Source organism: Edaphobacter sp. FHG110511_03, from assembly GCF_059115365.1.
Window position 1 is genome coordinate 568,449 of record NZ_JBZYWL010000005.1, and the last position, 17,157, is coordinate 585,605.

Annotated in this window: 14 protein-coding genes; 6 read left to right on the top strand and 8 right to left on the bottom strand. The window is 52.6% G+C overall.

Going from position 1 to position 17,157, the window contains the following annotated elements:
- Positions 1-93 precede the first annotated feature (93 nt).
- From AC5S26_RS22175 to AC5S26_RS22205, 7 genes are all read right to left on the bottom strand, one after another.
- Positions 94-1,194 (bottom strand): NAD(P)H-dependent flavin oxidoreductase, encoded by a 1,101-nt coding sequence (locus AC5S26_RS22175; protein WP_494187115.1) that lies wholly within the window; start codon positions 1,192-1,194, stop codon positions 94-96.
- 372 nt (positions 1,195-1,566) lie between these two features.
- Positions 1,567-2,103, bottom strand: coding sequence for a G/U mismatch-specific DNA glycosylase (mug, locus tag AC5S26_RS22180; RefSeq protein ID WP_494187116.1), 537 nt, complete (start codon positions 2,101-2,103; stop codon positions 1,567-1,569).
- Positions 2,104-2,133: 30 nt separating this feature from the next.
- Positions 2,134-4,263, bottom strand: a complete 2,130-nt coding sequence (locus AC5S26_RS22185) for an FUSC family protein (protein WP_494187117.1) — start codon at positions 4,261-4,263, stop codon at positions 2,134-2,136.
- A gap of 9 nt (positions 4,264-4,272) precedes the next feature.
- Positions 4,273-5,454: an HlyD family secretion protein gene (locus AC5S26_RS22190; protein ID WP_494187118.1), complete on the bottom strand. Its 1,182-nt coding sequence runs from the start codon at positions 5,452-5,454 to the stop codon at positions 4,273-4,275.
- A 71-nt stretch (positions 5,455-5,525) separates the two neighbouring features.
- Positions 5,526-5,834, bottom strand: coding sequence for a YtcA family lipoprotein (locus AC5S26_RS22195; RefSeq protein WP_494187119.1), 309 nt, complete (start codon positions 5,832-5,834; stop codon positions 5,526-5,528).
- Entirely contained in the window at positions 5,831-7,315 is a 1,485-nt protein-coding gene (locus AC5S26_RS22200; RefSeq protein WP_494187120.1) for a TolC family protein, read from the bottom strand. Before AC5S26_RS22200 ends, AC5S26_RS22195 begins: the two co-directional genes overlap by 4 nt.
- 403 nt (positions 7,316-7,718) lie before the next feature.
- Entirely contained in the window at positions 7,719-8,438 is a 720-nt protein-coding gene (locus tag AC5S26_RS22205; protein WP_494187121.1) for a TetR/AcrR family transcriptional regulator, read from the bottom strand.
- Positions 8,439-8,631: 193 nt separating this feature from the next.
- On the opposite strand from AC5S26_RS22205, the gene AC5S26_RS22210 reads away from it, so the two are divergent.
- From AC5S26_RS22210 to AC5S26_RS22225, 4 genes are all read left to right on the top strand, one after another.
- Positions 8,632-11,808 (top strand): efflux RND transporter permease subunit, encoded by a 3,177-nt coding sequence (locus tag AC5S26_RS22210; protein ID WP_494187122.1) that lies wholly within the window; start codon positions 8,632-8,634, stop codon positions 11,806-11,808.
- 15 nt (positions 11,809-11,823) lie between these two features.
- Complete coding sequence (locus AC5S26_RS22215; RefSeq protein ID WP_494187123.1) at positions 11,824-13,050, top strand: efflux RND transporter periplasmic adaptor subunit; 1,227 nt, start codon at positions 11,824-11,826, stop codon at positions 13,048-13,050.
- Positions 13,047-14,504: an efflux transporter outer membrane subunit gene (locus tag AC5S26_RS22220; RefSeq protein ID WP_494187124.1), complete on the top strand. Its 1,458-nt coding sequence runs from the start codon at positions 13,047-13,049 to the stop codon at positions 14,502-14,504. Before AC5S26_RS22215 ends, AC5S26_RS22220 begins: the two co-directional genes overlap by 4 nt.
- A gap of 130 nt (positions 14,505-14,634) precedes the next feature.
- Positions 14,635-14,973 carry a DUF1348 family protein gene (locus tag AC5S26_RS22225; protein ID WP_494187125.1) on the top strand — a complete coding sequence of 113 codons (339 nt, stop codon included), beginning with the start codon at positions 14,635-14,637 and terminating at the stop codon, positions 14,971-14,973.
- An 86-nt stretch (positions 14,974-15,059) separates the two neighbouring features.
- Here the strand turns inward: AC5S26_RS22225 and AC5S26_RS22230 are convergent, their stop codons facing one another.
- Complete coding sequence (locus AC5S26_RS22230; RefSeq protein WP_494187126.1) at positions 15,060-15,623, bottom strand: TetR/AcrR family transcriptional regulator; 564 nt, start codon at positions 15,621-15,623, stop codon at positions 15,060-15,062.
- Positions 15,624-15,712: 89 nt separating this feature from the next.
- Here AC5S26_RS22230 and AC5S26_RS22235 point away from each other — a divergent pair, with 89 nt between their 5' ends.
- Together AC5S26_RS22235 and AC5S26_RS22240 are read left to right on the top strand one after the other, a co-directional pair.
- A complete protein-coding gene (locus tag AC5S26_RS22235) occupies positions 15,713-16,087 on the top strand; it encodes a DsrE family protein (protein ID WP_494187127.1) in 375 nt (124 codons plus the stop codon).
- Between the two features lie 15 nt (positions 16,088-16,102).
- Positions 16,103-17,017 (top strand): hypothetical protein, encoded by a 915-nt coding sequence (locus AC5S26_RS22240; RefSeq protein ID WP_494187128.1) that lies wholly within the window; start codon positions 16,103-16,105, stop codon positions 17,015-17,017.
- Positions 17,018-17,157: the final 140 nt, after the last annotated feature.

Here is a 17,157-nt window from a genome sequence, read left to right on the forward strand (position 1 = left end):
ATGAACGCCTAAAGATTCGCCTGTCTTGTATCAGATTGCTATCGCTCATCTCGTTGGATTACGCAGGATTCAATAGGAACCTTCCGTCCAAACTCAGACGGAGAAACGTTGAAAGATTCGCTCAGTTTCCTCCACCAAACTCCGCATTAACGGAACCACCTCTAGATGCTCGATCAGAGGCGCTGATTGTCCCGCCCACATTGGAAGAAGATCCACCCGCTGATGCTCGACGGCCGCTTGTGTGTAGGAATTAAGTAGATGTTTTTGGATGGGATAAGGAAGTGACTTGAAGCTTGGATCTTCGAACTCTTCGAAAAGACGATTTCGAATACCACGGGCAAGCCTACCGGTGAAAGCCCTGGTCAATCCTGTGACATTCGCAGCCTCCGACAGAAGCGTCCTTCGATGAACTGGGCTGATTCCTGATCCGCCGCACACTAGAAATGCAGTTCCGATTTGGATAGCTTCGGCACCCAGAGCGAAGGCCGCTGCGATGCCTCTACCATCGGCGATTCCTCCAGCCGCGATGACGGGAATTCCCACGCTATCGACGATCTGAGGAAGTAACGATATCATTCCCATCAACGAGACTTCGGAGGGTGCTAAGAACGACCCTCGATGCCCCCCAGCTTCAAAGCTCGGAGCCACCACCAGGTCAAATCCTGCCTCCTCAAGCACCCTGGCTTCGTCGACCGTAGTCGCGGTACCGATTGTCCGAATGTGGCGCAGCCGACACTCGTCCAACAATTCTCTGGGTGGAACTCCAAAGACAAAGCTTGCGGCTGGGGGACATGCTGCGAGCAACGCATCAGCCTGCGCGGCAAAGTCTTGGAAAACGAAATTCGGAGTTTGAGGGAGCGGAACGTTCAATCCTTCAAAGTAGCGATGAACCGCCTTTGCAGCGTCCTCGACCTGTTCCTTGGAAATGGAAAGAGCTTCATTGTCATGGGTGGAGACCCAGAGGTTTATTGCGAAAGGGTTCGTGGTTCGAGAGCGGATCTCGTCCACAGTCTTCGTGATATCGGCGGGACTGAGCGGCTGTGCGCCATACGAGCCCATACCGCCGGCATTCGATACATCGGCTGCGAGTTGAACCGAAGACAGACCTCCGAACGGCCCTTGAATAATTGGATAGCGAGTTCCTAAGAGCTCTGTGACTCTATTCTTCTTCCAAGGATTTCTAGATATCCCCACTGCTGGCCTCCTAAATTTTGCTGCCGGGGTGCGAGGCGACCTCGAACCGCGTATAGCCTTTCCCTTGTTTGGCTCTCTAATACTCAACCCGACGTACCGCTTCCGCGACCGGATTGAGACGGTGGAAGAAATCGAGCACTTCGTTCACCGTCTCGCTGATCTGTGTATGCGGCCTATGAAGAAGGCGGGTCGTCTGACTTGCAACATTGACGAGAAGATATCGGCTAGGGACGTTAACCATTGCAGCGTGAACCAATTCGGATCTCATAACAAGCTATTGTGAAACTCCTACGCTCACGTGTCTTGTATAGGATTGCTGCTACGGGAGATACCGCCAGGTTGGAAGTTGGGTCGAAACGATATAGCGCTTTATTATTTGATCGCCAGATACAGTTCTTGGTAGGCGGCCACAAGATCCTCCAAACTAAATCCGCGATTCAGCCCGCTGGGGTTTGGGAGAACCCAGGCTTCAATTCCCGCGACAGCCTCCGGCTGACATCCCCACTCGACGACTCTTTTCCGGTACATGGTCGCAAAGGCCGGCTTGCCGAGGAACGCCACACGGTCCGGGCTAAATTTGCGAATTTTCTCCGCCAGTACAGCAGCAGCATTGGAAAACTCAGACTTTGCGAGCTCTTCAGCTCGCGCCGTCGGTCGGCATACTGCGGTTGTGAGCCCATAGCCGTATTCGAGAATGCTTTTGTCGAACTCTGGACGGACCTGTATAGGCGTGAAGCCCGCGAGATGAAGGACCCGCCAAAACCGATTTCCCCCACCCGTGAAATGGTGACCATGCGCAGCCGCCCTCAGCCCAGGATTAATGCCACAGAACATGACCTTCAAGTTTGGCGCCAAAAGGTCGGGAAGTCCCGATGAGCGCCCTACCGACAACGAAGATGAAAGCCCCATACCCTACGATTTCTCCAATTAGACAGGCAGCTAAGGGCTGACCCGATCCCCTTCTAAGTTGAGTCGAACTCCTTCACGTATATGAGTGGCAAGATCAAGCAAAGAAGAGCATAGCCTCATCTCCATCATCCGCCCCCTATCCGCATCTCTTTGAGCTGACGCGGTCTCAGCTCTCATGAGGTGGGCAAGCTCCTCGTCACGGGAAGCCAGCGTGGCATCCGACTCGAGGAAGAGCCCTTCTAGAACTCTCGCGAGACCGAACATAATTTCAGAAGAGCGGTTCTGAACCTCTTGGACGATTGCGTTTTCTGGCTCTACAACTCCGTTCAAGAGCCAATGTTGAAGTAATCCAGTCTTGAGAAGCAATAAGGTACGCACTTGTGGAAGCGAGGTCCTCACAAATTGATCAAAGACAACTTCTTCTCTTGTCTTCGGATACGACTCAAAGACATAAAAATCTGAGAGGGCACGCACCTTATCGAAGTTCCGATTAATACGGCTGCTCTCTGCTACTAGACGTTGGTTGACGATCTGAGGTGATTCGCCAGCATGCCGCTCCAAAGATGCCACGTCTTTCAGCGCAGTCAGCAGGAGGGACCGCACAGAAATCGTCGACGACTTTGCCCAGAGATGATCAAAAATCAGCCACATAGCAACCACTGATAAGGCGATTCCAAGGATTGCGTCCCGGGCGGGCACAAGAGAAGTATTGATAGTGAACTTGTTAAGATTCACGAGATCGTATGCCAATACGATCTGAAAACCGCAATACGCAATTCGTGGCCCCGAAGTAGCTACCCAAGCACCAATGGCAACCACTGAGGCAAACAATAAGGCGAACTGCAGTAATGTATCAATCTTAGGCAGGATGAGAACCTCTGCACCAAGACCCAAGACGCAAGCACCCAAAAAGAACCCAGCAAATCGCAGAGTTTGCTTATGTCGGCTGGCACCAGTGTTGGGAAGAGCGGTCAGAAAGCATGTGGTTATTGATCCGCCTAGAGCCATCCACCCTGTCGACATATAGAAGAGGTAGCACAGCAACCCAGTCAACATGCCCCGCGTGGCAAACTTGAAATGTTCACTGCTCTTAAAGGCATCTGGGACGAAGATACCCTTGTTTATCGATGGGACAGCTGATACGGGGAGATGGTGATGTACGGGCAGATTCTCATCGTTGAAACTCTGCGCAATCAAATCCACTGTTCGCTCGATTTCGACCAAGATTGCTGAATCGGAATGAACCGTATCGGGACTATCCAACCAGTCAGGTGCTTCTTCTTTCAGAAGGCTCGCTCTGATTTCAGCAATACGGTCAGCAACGAGAAGGCAGCAGCCGATGTCGCTGGTCGAGAGACTAATGGCCGATTCAGACAAATTGAACGACAGCTCAATCAACTGCCCTGTTAGTGCAAGAACGGCTGAAAGTTGTTCTTTATATCCCTCGGCGTAGTTTGAGTCAGCCAGCACCTCTCGAAGGTCACCGATCCCTCGCGTGGCATGGCGGTTCAACTGGATTCCGAGTGCTGCCGATCGGTGCCTCTCCGCGTTAGAGTTGCGCAGCAATTCCTCAACCAACGCAAGACGCTGCTGAACACCTTCCGGCACCGCGTCAGTTGTATGTTTCTTTGCAAATACGGTCTCAATGAATGCGGAGATTGCACATGCCATCAGGACGGAGAGAAGGGTGTAGAGAGAGTGTTGCACCCGCATGGACCCGGATACGGGATCATCCCAAACTTCGATTGCAATGGCGATTACAACACTCAAGGACAGTGCTGCGTCCATGAATTTCAGGCTGCTAATGAGATAGAAAACAACGAAAAGGTTTGTCACAACCCAGAGAAAGTGCAGAAAAGGGGAGCCGGCAGTCAAGACACCCCCCAAGATGATTTCCGCGGTGCCCAACGTGCAAGCCAACGCAATACGCATCGCAGACTTCCGGGTCGCCTGGGGGCCTTCACGAGATACGAGCAATGGATAATAAGCTCCAAGGGCCGCAGCTGGGATGCGAAAGACCATGATTAGAATCATCACCGTCGTGCAGGTTATGACTATTCGACAGGCAAGCCAGATACGTCCGGGATAATAGGCAAGTTCAGCGCGAAGGATGCTCCCCAGCCGCTCCAATGAAGAGATTGCCTGCTTCGTTCCACTCATCAGTTTTCCTTACCTGCTCGCAACGTCTTCATGACCACGTTTCGTCATCTTGGCCACAGCGACTTGCCCTACACGCAATACTCCTGGAGGCGCATCTGTGATTCGGATTCGGACGGGATAGCGAGAAGCGAGACGAACCCAATTTAATGTTCGCTGCACCTCCGGCAATCCATCGGATATCTTGCCAACCACATCCGGATCAGGTGTCACACCAAATCCGTCGCTCTCCACAACACCATGCAGTCTTCTTTGAGAATCGGTCATAAGGAAAACGTCCACCGGAGTACCAGGTTGCACATGCCCCATCTGTGACTCGCGGAAGTTAGCGAGTACCCACCAAGTTCTGTTGTCGATAAGCGTGAAGAGCGTCTCTCCCACCTTGGCATACTGACCTTCGGAGATTGTCAGGTTGGTAACTCGCGCATCGAAGGGAGCGAGCACACTGCACTGCTCATAGTTGTACTTAGCGAGACTGACAGCTGCTGCGCGACTCTCACGCTGAGCAAGTAAAGGCTCCAAGACCAATACGGAACTATTTGACTCTTTAACCTGCGCTTGACTCTGGGCCATCTGTGCGACCGCCTGTTGCTTTTGCGCTGTCGCTGCAAGCAAGCCGGCCTTGTCTAATGCCAACCGAGATTTCTGTTGTTCTACGGCCGCCGTCTTAGCCTCAGCCAGACTTTTGGCTCGGTGTACATCATCGACGGTGACGAATCCCTTCTGCAGCAGGGGCTCAATTCGGTGGAAGTTGCCAATAGCGTAGCTCTCGTCTGCTTGAGCTTGCCGCAATGAAGCGTCTGACGCCGTGATCTCCGCTTCGGCGACCTTGATTTCGTCATCCGCTCGTATTTCGTTCGCAGCGGCGTTCTGCTGTCCAGCGGTTGCCACGCCCACTCGGTTAACTTGGGAAGATATCCGCCTTGTTTCATTTTGGATCTCACCTTCTAATTGCGCCTGAGCGGCCAACGCGTTTTGCAGCGCATAGAGATAGGGCCGATCATCAATCTTGTAGAGGAGGTTCCCTTTCTTTATGAGATCGTTATCGTGGATCGGCAATTGAGTGACAGGCCCTTCAACTACCGGAGCCATACCAATGAAATTGGCGGTCACTTCGGCATCATCCGTGCGCGGAAATACAGTGACATCCCGGATGACAATGCTAGCTGAGACGAGAGCTCCGACAACTACCAATGCGCTAAAAGCCGTTCCTAGTCGCGTCCGCTGTGAATCTTGCTGAGAGTCGCTCACGAAATATTGCCTCACTATTCGAAGAAGATGATCCAAAACGTGCAACTGAGAAAGCAGATAAGGGCTGTGTAAACCAGTGGCAGAGGCCAAAGTTGACTAGCCACTCTCCGCTTTGTGATCACTACATGGACAGCAAAGGTCAACGTCGCAGCAATCGCGAGACAGACTATCCAGGATGGAAAATAAGAACCCAAGACGTTGAACTCGGGAGAGTTCGAACAACCTCCGAGAGACATCGTTAGGAGTGCTATCGCTGTTGTTTTGACGAAGGCCGTGTTCAGCCACAGGGTAGCGGCACGGCGCACCATAGTTTGTTGGCTCATGGATGATTTCCTTTCGGGTGATTTACGAGCAGATCTCCCGTACGAAAGGCAAGATCCGTGAATGTCTCAAGGACCTGTGTGCTCGCGGTCACACTGATTGCTCTGGCACGCGCAAGTTCATTCTCGGCTGCGAGCACGTCTAGGAAGTTCCGTACCCCATCTTTGTACGATTCAAGAGCGGCAGAATACGACTCGGCAGAGGCGGCAAGAAGTGCTACCGCTGCCTGATGTTGTTCCAGCGCTGTCTCTGCGTTCGCATAGTCACCCCAGACTTCGTCCGTGATGTGATCCTTTCGATCATGAACGTGATCTTTCGCCGCTGCTTCTTCAGCTTTTGCCTCGGCTATGCGACTCTCTCTACGGAATCCGTCAAACACGGTCCAGTGCAAGCCTAAGGTCGCATCATAGGTCTTCGTTTGTGCATATGTGCCATCAAATGATTCCTGTTGACCCCATGCGCGCAGCCAGCCCCGAGAACCACTGAACGTTAACGTGGGATAGTATGCACTGCGAGCGTGCTTTACCTCTGCTTCAGAAGCTCGGACTTTAGCCTCATCCGCTATTAGATCCGGTCGTCTATGGAAGGCAACTGCAATTGCATCTTCGACCGATTGGTCTAAATGATCGGGTATCCGTAATTCTTCAAGGGCGGCGACCTGGAATTGTTTGACCGGAGAGGCGGTCACAGCCCTAGCAAGATGACCAAATTCCACACGCTCAGCACCGAGAGCACTCTTTAGGTCATAGTTCGCTTTCGCTGAAGCAGCACGCGCCTCTAGCACTTCCGGAACCGTGGCGAGGCCATTATCGCGACGGTCTTGTGCGGCAGCTTCGAGAACCTTCGCATCGCTCAAAGATATCTCTGCTGCCTTGCGCAAACCAATCGCATTAAGCAATCCGTAGTATGCTTCGCTAACCTGACGAATGAGTGACAGATGTTCGTTATTGAAGTTGAGGTTGGCAGCCACAAGGCGAGCCTGAGCGGCCGTAACCTCCGAGCGTCGCGCACCAAAATCAATCAGCGTGTAGTCGAGATGAACCGCCGCCTCGTAATACCCGATATCTTGAACAGCGAACGACTGAAAAAGGAGCGGAGGGTTCAGGAAAGTTTTTCCTGTGACCGTAGCCACAACCGTCGGATAGAGTTCGCTCTTCGCAATTCCGACTGATGCAGCATTTACCTTCGCCTGATTCCATGCCGATTGAGTCGTAGGGTTATTCGACTCAGCGATATCGATCAGTTCTCCGAGAGTATAGACATGCTGCCGGTCAATTTCGATCTCGCGCCGGTCGACGACGCCGGTATAACGCGAGATCTTAGAGTCGTCGGAGAGCCAAGGCGAATCTGGCGATACCGGAGCCCGTTGACAAAAGCCCACCGCTGGCGACATAGCGAGCAGGCAAATTGGACCAAGAGCTGTTGCCGAGCACAACAGCCAACGACGAACGTAGTTCCAATAAGGCTTCTCAGATGCGTTCACAATTCAAGACTCACGCATTATTTGGCGGCTCGTCTTGTACAGGATTGCTCTCAGTTTTCCCGACGGATCACGAGTGAAGTGACGAGTCTAGGTGAGCTGGACGACAAGGCACTAAAGAGCGACGCGCGAATCTTCAAAATAGCAATCCTGTACAAGACATCCGGACCAGGCAAAAGCCACAATCGACAGCTGCATCATCGGAATCGCGCTTCCAGGCGCAGTCTGCTCCTCGTGATGGGTGAAATTAGCTGTCATTCTTCGAGAGGCGTGAGCTTTTATGCGGATCACCAAGATCAACAAGCCGGTCTTACACCCGCATCGTTCTCAATTTGCTGATTCCGGTACAGAGGTCATAGGAATGTCAGACGGATGCATCGTGACTGCGGCTTTGCCAGTCCGCGATTCATTTAGATACACGATTCGCGCTGTGCTTCCGGGCGGTCTTACCTGCACTTCCTCCGCTCCTGGAGTGCTTTTTGTCCAAACCTCCAAACAGGATCGAGACCATTTCATCTGCCAATTTGTCATCGAGGGGGGCATGTCCGACGAACAAACGAAAGATAGTCGGACCATAGATCATGTCGAGGACAAGCTCCCGGTTGATATTCTGATCGATCTCTCGACGTTGGATTCCGCGATCAAAAATGACTCCCGCTGCTTCACGCCTGGGCTTGAGAAATCGCTCGCGAAAAAGAGATGCGAATTCTTTGTCGGACTCGCTCTCCGTAACGAACTGACCCAGGATGCGGCCAGCGGGGCTCTTGTAGTACGTGATCAACGAGCGGCATTGTTCCAAAATGTCTCTCCTGACCGAACCCGTATCGGGTGTTGGCACCATGCGATTTATCTTTCTCAAGAACGCGTCTAGAGCGACATATGCTTTGCTTGGCCACCATTTATATATGGTGGTCTTTCCCACATTTGCTCTACGAGCGATCTCTTCGATCGAGATGTCGCGTAGGGGCTTTTGGGAGAGCAGTTCGATGGTCGCTGCCAGAATCGCTTCTTCAGACTCCTCGCTGCGAGGACGACCTCCTCGAGATTCTGATTTAGAACTTCCGCCCCGATCATCTTTCAGCTTTGCCTTTGAGCCTGTATCGAACAGTATTGCAGACTGCGTCATCGCTATCTCCTTGAAATATCATCCACCATTCTCACGAATAGTGTTCCTGGTTCGGCGGAATGCGACAAGCCAAGAAATCCGGATCGCCGACATTTTTTGAATCCCTTTGCAATTGTGGTAATCATACTATACGTAGCGTTTCGATACTAGCAAGCCAACCTGACGCTTGCCTCACTGCAAGAAGGAATGCCAAATGTGGATTGTAAAGATTGCCCTGAGCCGCCCCTACACCTTCATCGTTTTGGCCCTGCTCATTCTGATCCTGAGCCCGGTCGTAATCCTTCAGACCCCTACAGACATTTTTCCAAACATCAATATCCCCGTGATCGCCGTGTCGTGGGATTACGCCGGATTGAACCCTACTGAAATGGAAGGGCGAATAACCTCAGTCTACGAGCGGGTGCTCACGACAACGGTAGACAACATCGAGCATATTGAATCCACGACAATCAATGGGACTGCGGTCGTCAAGGTCTACCTTCAGCCAAACGCGAGCGTGGACAAAGCAAATGCACAGGTAACGGCAATCTCTCAGGCGATCCTCAGGCAAATGCCCCAAGGAATTCTACCTCCGCTCGTTTTGAACTACAGCGCATCTGCCGTTCCGGTGCTGCAACTGGGATTGTCCGGCAACAAGCTTTCCGAGCCTCAACTGAACGATCTTGCACTTAACTTTTTGCGTACCCAACTAGTCACCGTGCCTGGCTCGTCGATCCCTTTCCCTTTCGGAGGAAAGACCCGCCAGGTAATGGTTACGCTGAACCAGCAGAGGCTTCAGTCAAAAGGACTTTCGCCAAATGACGTCCTTGTGGCGTTGCAATCTCAGAATCTAATCCAACCCGGAGGAACCGCAAAGATCGGGCAATTCGAATATGACGTTGACGTCAATTCAGATACCGAAACGGTTCAGGAGTTAAATAATCTTCCTGTTAAAACCGTCAACGGCGCAACGATTTATATCCGCGATATTGCCACTGTGAGCGACGGCTTCGCTCCGCAGAAAAACGTTGTGCGCCAGGATGGGAAGCGTGGCGTGTTATTGACCGTGTTCAAGGCGGGCGATGCGTCCACAATCGACGTTGTAAACAAAACCCGTCAGTTGCTCCCGCGAGTCGCCCAAACGTTGCCCCCTGAACTTCGGATCCAGCCCCTGACTGATCAATCGATCTTTGTAAAGGGCGCGGTGAATGGAGTCATCAGAGAGGCCGTAGTGGCTGCTGTATTGACGGGCATCATGATTTTGCTGTTCCTCGGAAGCTGGCGGAGCACAATCATCATTGCAATCTCGATTCCCCTCTCTATCCTTTGCTCCTTGATCGCCTTGAGCTTCCTCCATCAGACGATCAACATCATGACGCTCGGTGGACTCGCGCTAGCTGTCGGAATTCTTGTGGATGATGCCACTGTCACCATCGAGAATATTGAACGGCATTTCGAAGAGGGGGCCGGCCTCCATGAGGGCATCCTCGAAGGCGCAGCTCAGATTGCTACTCCTGCGCTGGTCTCTACGATGTGCATATGCATCGTTTTCCTTCCGATGTTCTTTTTGACGGGAGTGCCAAAGTTTCTCTTTGTCCCTCTGGCCGAAGCCGTCATCTTCGCGATGATTGCGTCTTACGTTCTCTCGCGGACCCTTGTACCAACGCTTGCAATGTTTTTACTCAAGCCCCATCACGGGCATGCGACCCCGTCAAACAATGTCTTCTCTCGTTTTCAAAGGGGGTTTGAAAAACTCTTTCTCCGGCTCCGAGACGCCTACCAATCACTCTTGGAACAACTTGTCCTACGAAGGAAGCTCTTCGTTCCGGCGTTCCTTCTCCTTTGCGTCTGCGTCTTCGTTCTTGTTCCATTCCTCGGGCAGGATTTTTTCCCGGAGAGCGATAGCGGGCACTTCATTCTTCATGTTCGAGCCAAAACGGGAACGCGCGTGGAGGAAACGGCCCGAACAGCTGACGAAGTCGAGCAGTACATTCGTACGGTGGTTCCCGAGGGTGAGATCGACAATATTCTCGACAATATTGGCTTGCCCTTTAGCTCGATTAACTACATGTACAACACCTCAGGCCTCACAGGTGAGGCTGACGCAGATATTCTCGTCTCCCTCAAAGAGAAACATGGCCCAACTAGCAACTACGTCCGAACGCTTCGAGCCACTCTCGCTGACAAGTTTCCGGGAAACACCTTTTATTTCCTTCCCGCGGACATCGTGACTCAAACGTTGAACTTTGGCCTACCTGCCCCTGTTGACATCCAGATAGAAGGGGCGGATGTTGTGGGTAATACCAAAGTCGCAGGGGAAATGTTGTCTGAACTGCGCCATGTATCTGGTCTTGCCGACGTGCGCATTCAACAACAACAGGACTACCCGAAACTAAGGGTAAATGTTGATCGGACCAAGGCATCTCAGGCCGGTTTTACTGAGCATGACGTAGTCAACAGTATGCTGATTGCGCTCAGTGGAAGTTTCCAGGTAGCACCTATGTACTTCCTGAACCCTAAAAACGGAGTGCAATACAACCTTGTCGTTCAGAATCCCCAGTATGGAGTTCAATCCCACGAAGACATTAAAAACGTACCGATCTCAGGAACCGGTCAAACTCGACAGGGCCTCCTTACTGACGTAGCGAGCATTAGACGGACAATGGAACCGGGTTCGATTAATCATTACAACATCCGGCGAGTTGTCGATATTTACGGCGCCGTTCAAGACAGAGATCTTGGTGCCGTCGGTCGTGAAATAAACCGAATCGTGGCCAAACACCAGAAAGACCTGCCACGAGGAAGCTTCGTTACGCTTCGTGGTCAGTTTGGAACGATGCGTAGCTCTTACATAGGGCTCCTCGGCGGCCTTGTATTCTCGATTCTTCTCGTCTACATGCTGATCGTCGTGAACTTTCAGTCCTGGCTTGATCCCTTCGTCATTGTCATGGCACTTCCTGCTGCTCTCGCCGGAATCGTGATGTCGTTGTTCGTCACTCATACGACGCTCAGCGTCCCGGCGCTCATGGGGGCGATTATGTGCATGGGTGTTGCAACAGCCAATAGCATCCTAGTCGTTTCATTCGCGAAGGACCGGCTCGCTGATCATGGAGATCCCATTCTTGCGGCGATTGAGGCCGCTAGCACACGACTTCGACCAGTTCTCATGACTGCTCTCGCCATGATCATCGGAATGGTCCCGATGGCGATGGGCTTGGGTGACGGCGGGGAGCAGAACGCACCTCTCGGTCGAGCTGTCATCGGTGGTCTGGTCGTAGCGACCGTGGCAACACTTCTCTTCGTGCCATCGATTTTCGGTCTCGTACACAAACGCATCGAGAAGGCCTCTGAAGTAAATCCTCCGAAATCGGAAATGACCGCGCAAGCGTAAAGGAAGAGACTAAGAATGGAAAACCTGAACTCAGAAAAGATATATAGCGAAGACAGAGTTGAGCATCTGATTTCGGATGCAACTCGTAAGCCGTTCACGCTGTCCCAAAAGATCAGCGCACTTGTCGCAGCGGTGATCGTGATAGTTGTAGTTGCGGCGGGAGTTCTCAGTCGCCGATCTGCTTCTACGGTACTCGCTGAAGTCACAGCTCGTGCGGCGGTTCCACTCGTGAACGTAGTTTCTGTTGTACCTGGACAAGGGACAGCAGAGCTCGTATTGCCGGGCACAACAGAGTCCTTCATCGAGACTCCTATCTACGCTCGGACAAATGGCTACCTCAAGAAGTGGTACTTCGACATTGGAGCTCATGTTCGAAAGGGGCAGTTGCTAGCTGAGATCGACACGCCGGAACTCGATCAACAGCTCAAACAAGCGCAACACGATTTGTCGACCGCACAAGAAAACGAAGAACTCGCCTTCACAACTTCTACCCGGTGGCAACACCTCGTAAATGACGATGCCGTGTCGAAGCAAGAGGCCGAGACGTACCTGAGCGACTACAAGGCAAAGAAGTTCACAACTAGCTCCGCTTCAGCGAATGTTGACCGGTTACAGGAGTTGCAATCTTTTGAGAAAGTTTACGCGCCCTTTGACGGCGTTATCACCGCACGCAACACGGATATCGGGGCCCTAATCGACTCCGGCTCCGGAGGCCCAAAAGAGTTGTTTCATATGGCTGCTGTCTCGCGTCTGCGTATCTATGTCTCTGTGCCCGAAGCAGAATCCGCCATCGTGCGATTGGGAAGCCCAGTGGACCTTACGCTGGATGAATATCCTGGCCGAGCATTCCAAGGAACTATTGTCCGCACTTCAGATGCCATCGACCAGACGAGTCGAACCTTGAAGGTTGAGATCGACATCGAGAACACAAAAGATGAGATCAAGACAGGTGCTTATGTGTTGGCTCATTTCCGCGCTCCAGACTCTAAGACTAAGACTGCAAACAATCTAGTCATTCCCGCGAACACGGTTTTGTTCCGCTCTGAGGGTTTGCGAGTGGCTGCTGTACGGGATGGTAAAGCACAGCTCATTCCGATCACCGTCGGCCGTGATTACGGCTCAACACTCGAGGTCACTTCGGGGCTTTCTCAAGACGACAAGATCATTCTCAATCCTTCCGATTCACTCACAACCGGAACGCCCGTGCGGGTTGGCTCCCAGAATCGAGACGGTGGCCAATGAAGAATCCCTATCCCATTGCATTGCTTGCGACCGCGACACTATTCGGGACCGGATGCATGGTCGGACCGAAGTATGTCAAACCAATTATCCCTTCTCCCCCCGCGTTTAAAGAGGTCTTACCTCGCAACGCAGCGAATACTTCGGACTGGAAAGTTGCAAGCCCTAACGACCAGGCTGAGCGAGGGAAATGGTGGGTCATCTTCGGAGACACCCAACTCAACGACTTGGAAGATCAACTCACTCTAGCCAATCAGAACCTTCAACTTGCCGAAGCGCGGCTACGACAAGCCCGAGCGGCGATTCGGTTCAATCGGGCTTCTCAATTTCCCTCCATCAGTTTGTCTCCGAGCATTCTGAATGAGAGAGCCTCCGAAAACCAACCGTACTTCAATCAGGCTTTAGCCAATAACGGTACCGGCAACTTCACGTTTCCGCTCGAACTCTCTTATGAGGTCGACCTGTGGGGTCGCGTTCGTCGTTCCGTAAACGCGGCAAAAGAGGAGACGCAGGCAGCAGCCGGAGATGTGGAAACTGCGAAGCTGAGTCTCCATGCCGAACTTGCGCGCGATTACTTCGGACTACGGAGTGCTGATCTACAGGAACGGCTCCTTGGCGATACTGTTACGGCATACGCTCGCGCCCTCAAGCTTACTGAAGACCGCTACAACGGTGGGGCGTCTCCAAGAGCAGACGTCGAACAGGCTCGAACTCAACTTGAGGCAGCGCGAGTTGCCGAGAGCGATATCGTTCAAATCCGGGCCAATTACGAACACGCAATCGCAGTGTTGGTCGGAAAGACTCCAGCACAATTAACTATTGCCCCTCAAAAGGATTTCGTCTTGAGACCACCATCGATACCTGTAGGTGTTGCGGGAACACTTCTCGAGCGCCGTCCAGATGTTGCTTCTGCAGAGCGTCACGTCGCAGCAGCCAACGAACAGATAGGCATCGCCAAAGCTGCATACTTCCCTCAGGTGACGATAGGCGCCGCAGCTGGCCTTCAATCCACTGGAGCTGCCAGCTGGTTCAACTGGCCTAGCAGACTTTGGGCAGTAGGGCCATCCATGTCCCAAGTCATCTACGACGGTGGACGACGTCGCGCCACTTCAGAGGCTGCAATTGCCAACTATGACGCCGCGGTCGCTCTCTACCGTCAAAACAGCCTCACAGCCTTTCAGGAAGTGGAAGACAATTTGATCGAATTGGGTGTGCTAGCAAAGGAAGTGGAGCAACAAAGCAGAGCTACCGCGGCAGCTGAGAAGGCGTTGGATCTCTTTACTCGGCGCTATCAGGATGGGGTAGACACGTACCTGCAAGTCGTCACATCACAAACGACTGCCCTCCAAAATGAAAGGAATGACATCGAGTTGCGCCGACACGAGATGGACGCGAGCGTTCTGCTGGTCAAGGCAGTGGGCGGAGGTTGGGATACTTCACAGCTTCCTAAGTATTGATCCGCTTAGCGAATGCTAAAGAACCTTGATATCACTCATCATTCAGAGGAGAAACGGTGAGCACTATCATCGCCCCGCCGTTCACTGATCCTGAGCAGGTTACACGCAAAGTGCAACTCGCCGAGGATCTATGGAACACCCGCGACCCGAGAAGGTCGCCGCCGCTTATACCGAGGACACGGAGTGGAGCAACCGTGCCGAATTCCTAACCGGTCGCCAAGCTATCGTCGAATCACTTCATCGCAAATGGAACCAGGAGCTTGGCTACAGGCTGAAGAACCGGCCTTGGAGTTTCCGCAACAACCGTATAGCCGTCAAGTTCTTTTACGAGTGGCATGACGACAGCGGCCAATGGTTCCGCAGCTATGGAGACGAACTTTGGGAGGTCGCTCCGTCCGGTCTAATGCAGCGTCGCGAAGTCAGTATCAATGACATGACAATCAAGGATTCGGACCGTGTTCTCAAGTAAGTTTCGCGTTTCTAAACCTGTGACTTTTGAAATGAGGGCGACAGTTCGTCGTCCCTCAAAGCGAGGTGTGCTCTCGGTATTCCAGGCTATTGATTCAGAAGGCGCCCAGGAAGAGACTCTAGAGTTCGTCTAAACTCCCTGTTGCTTTCCTGGGCTCGTGAAACGACTAGGGCACCCTCAATCGCTGCAACTGCACCCTCAGCGCGTATCCGCGCCTCTTTCGCCGGAAGACCTGCTTCCTTTGATAACTGCATGAATTTCTCAATCCAAAAGCCGAGTGTGTTCTTCACATGAGCTCGAACGGATTCGGGTGTGCCAGAGCTACTCAGGGTCTCAAGCAGACAAGCTTGAGTTCCACCTTCGTAAAACTCGTCCAATCGCTCTGCGATGAGTTTCAATCGGCGAGAGGGATCTCCTTCCGAATCGACCGGTGCGAGCACGTGCGTCGAAAAAATACGATCAATTTCAGAAAGGGCCGCAAGCGCCATCTGTTCCTTCCCTCCCGGAAAGCGATGGTACAAGCTCGCTTTTATGAGGCCTGATGATTCAGTAAACAAGCTCAAGCTCGCCCCCTCGAATCCATGATTGCGAAAAACGGAGATGAGTGAGCTGAAAACCTGGTCTGCCCCCGCCTTACTGGCTCTTGCCATTAATCCGTGTCTCCCAGTCACGCTTGCACGATTATACCGATCGGTCTAATATAATTTCAAATTGACCGATCGGTCTAAAGGAGAATGTCATGAAAGCGGTAATCGTAGTCTTGTCAAACCCAAATACGAACTCCGAGGAAGCGCTAGGCAGAGTATTCAACGGCCTAGCCGCAGCATATGAGCTCAAGCAAAGTGGTGATGAAGTGAGCATTTTGTTCCAGGGCGCCGGGACTCGTTGGCCGAAGTTGCTATCAGATCCCAAGCATCCTGTGCATGAACTCTTCGAGTTGGTCAAAGACCGTGTTGCGGGTGTGTCCTGCGGATGCTCGGCTGTATTCGGCGCAACAGAGGATGCAGTCGCCTCCGGCATGGCGCTCATCTCGGAGAACCAGGTGCCCGGGACGACCGGACTCCCGAGCCTTCGAAAGTGGCTTGTCGAGGACAGCCCCGTCCTCATCTTCTAATTCCATCGGGCGGCCATGTCTCATGGCCGCCTGTGCAACCTGGAGATAAGTATGTCGATGGACCCATTTCACGAAGGCGAACGCCGCGTTCAGCAGCGGGTTGGCGAGATGCAGCAGGCAAATCGCAACAGCGCTATGATCTCCTCTCACATTCCAGGAGGGGCAATTCCCTTCCTAAAACAGCAGTCTCTTTTAATCCTTGCTGTGCTCGATAAGGAAGCGATGTGGTGCCTCCCCGCCGCCGGTAAAACCGGTTGGATGTCCGCAACCCGCGATGCCATCGAACTGGACCTTGAACAGGCAATAGGGCCACTGGACGAACGAATCCACAGTGCCGCCGAAGAACAACAACTCGTTGGTGGAATTGTGTTGGATTTCGCCACTCGCCGCCGTCTGCGGGTCAATGGTCGGCTCGAAAGAGCGTCTGACAAGCTTATGGTGCTCAGGGTGACAGAGGCCTATCCCAACTGTCCAAAGTACATCACGCAGCGTACTCTGGTTTGGTTAGAGAATGCTCCATCTATTCCTTTTCAAGAAGGAAAATCATTGGCGCGAGAACAGCTGGACATTCTTGAAGCGACCGATATCTTGTTCATTGCGACGCGGCATCCTGAGCGCGGCCTGGACGCCTCACATCGCGGAGGCAATCCTGGATTCGTGCGCAGCCCATCGGAAAACACGATTTATTTTCCTGACTATGCAGGCAATGGTCTGTTCAATACGTTCGGAAATCTCGAGATCGATTCACGGGCAAGTATTCTCCTGCCCGATTTCAAGCGCGGCCAAGCACTTGCTATTACGGGTACGGCCGCCGTCAGTTATGAAGACGACGGACGCACACGCTGGACGACGGTAACAGTTCAGAGCTGGACCCAAGTGTACCTGCCTGTTTGCGAAACAACGCGACCACTTTCGCCTTTCAACCCTTAACGTCAAAGTCCTTCGCTCCCCACGCGGGTCAAAAGGCTCGTAGATCGCTGCCCCATGCGGCCAGCTGTATAGAAGCACCGCGCAATTCCTGTAAAGCCTATCGCGTCCAGGCGGTCAGCATCCTGCAGAATAGAACCTTC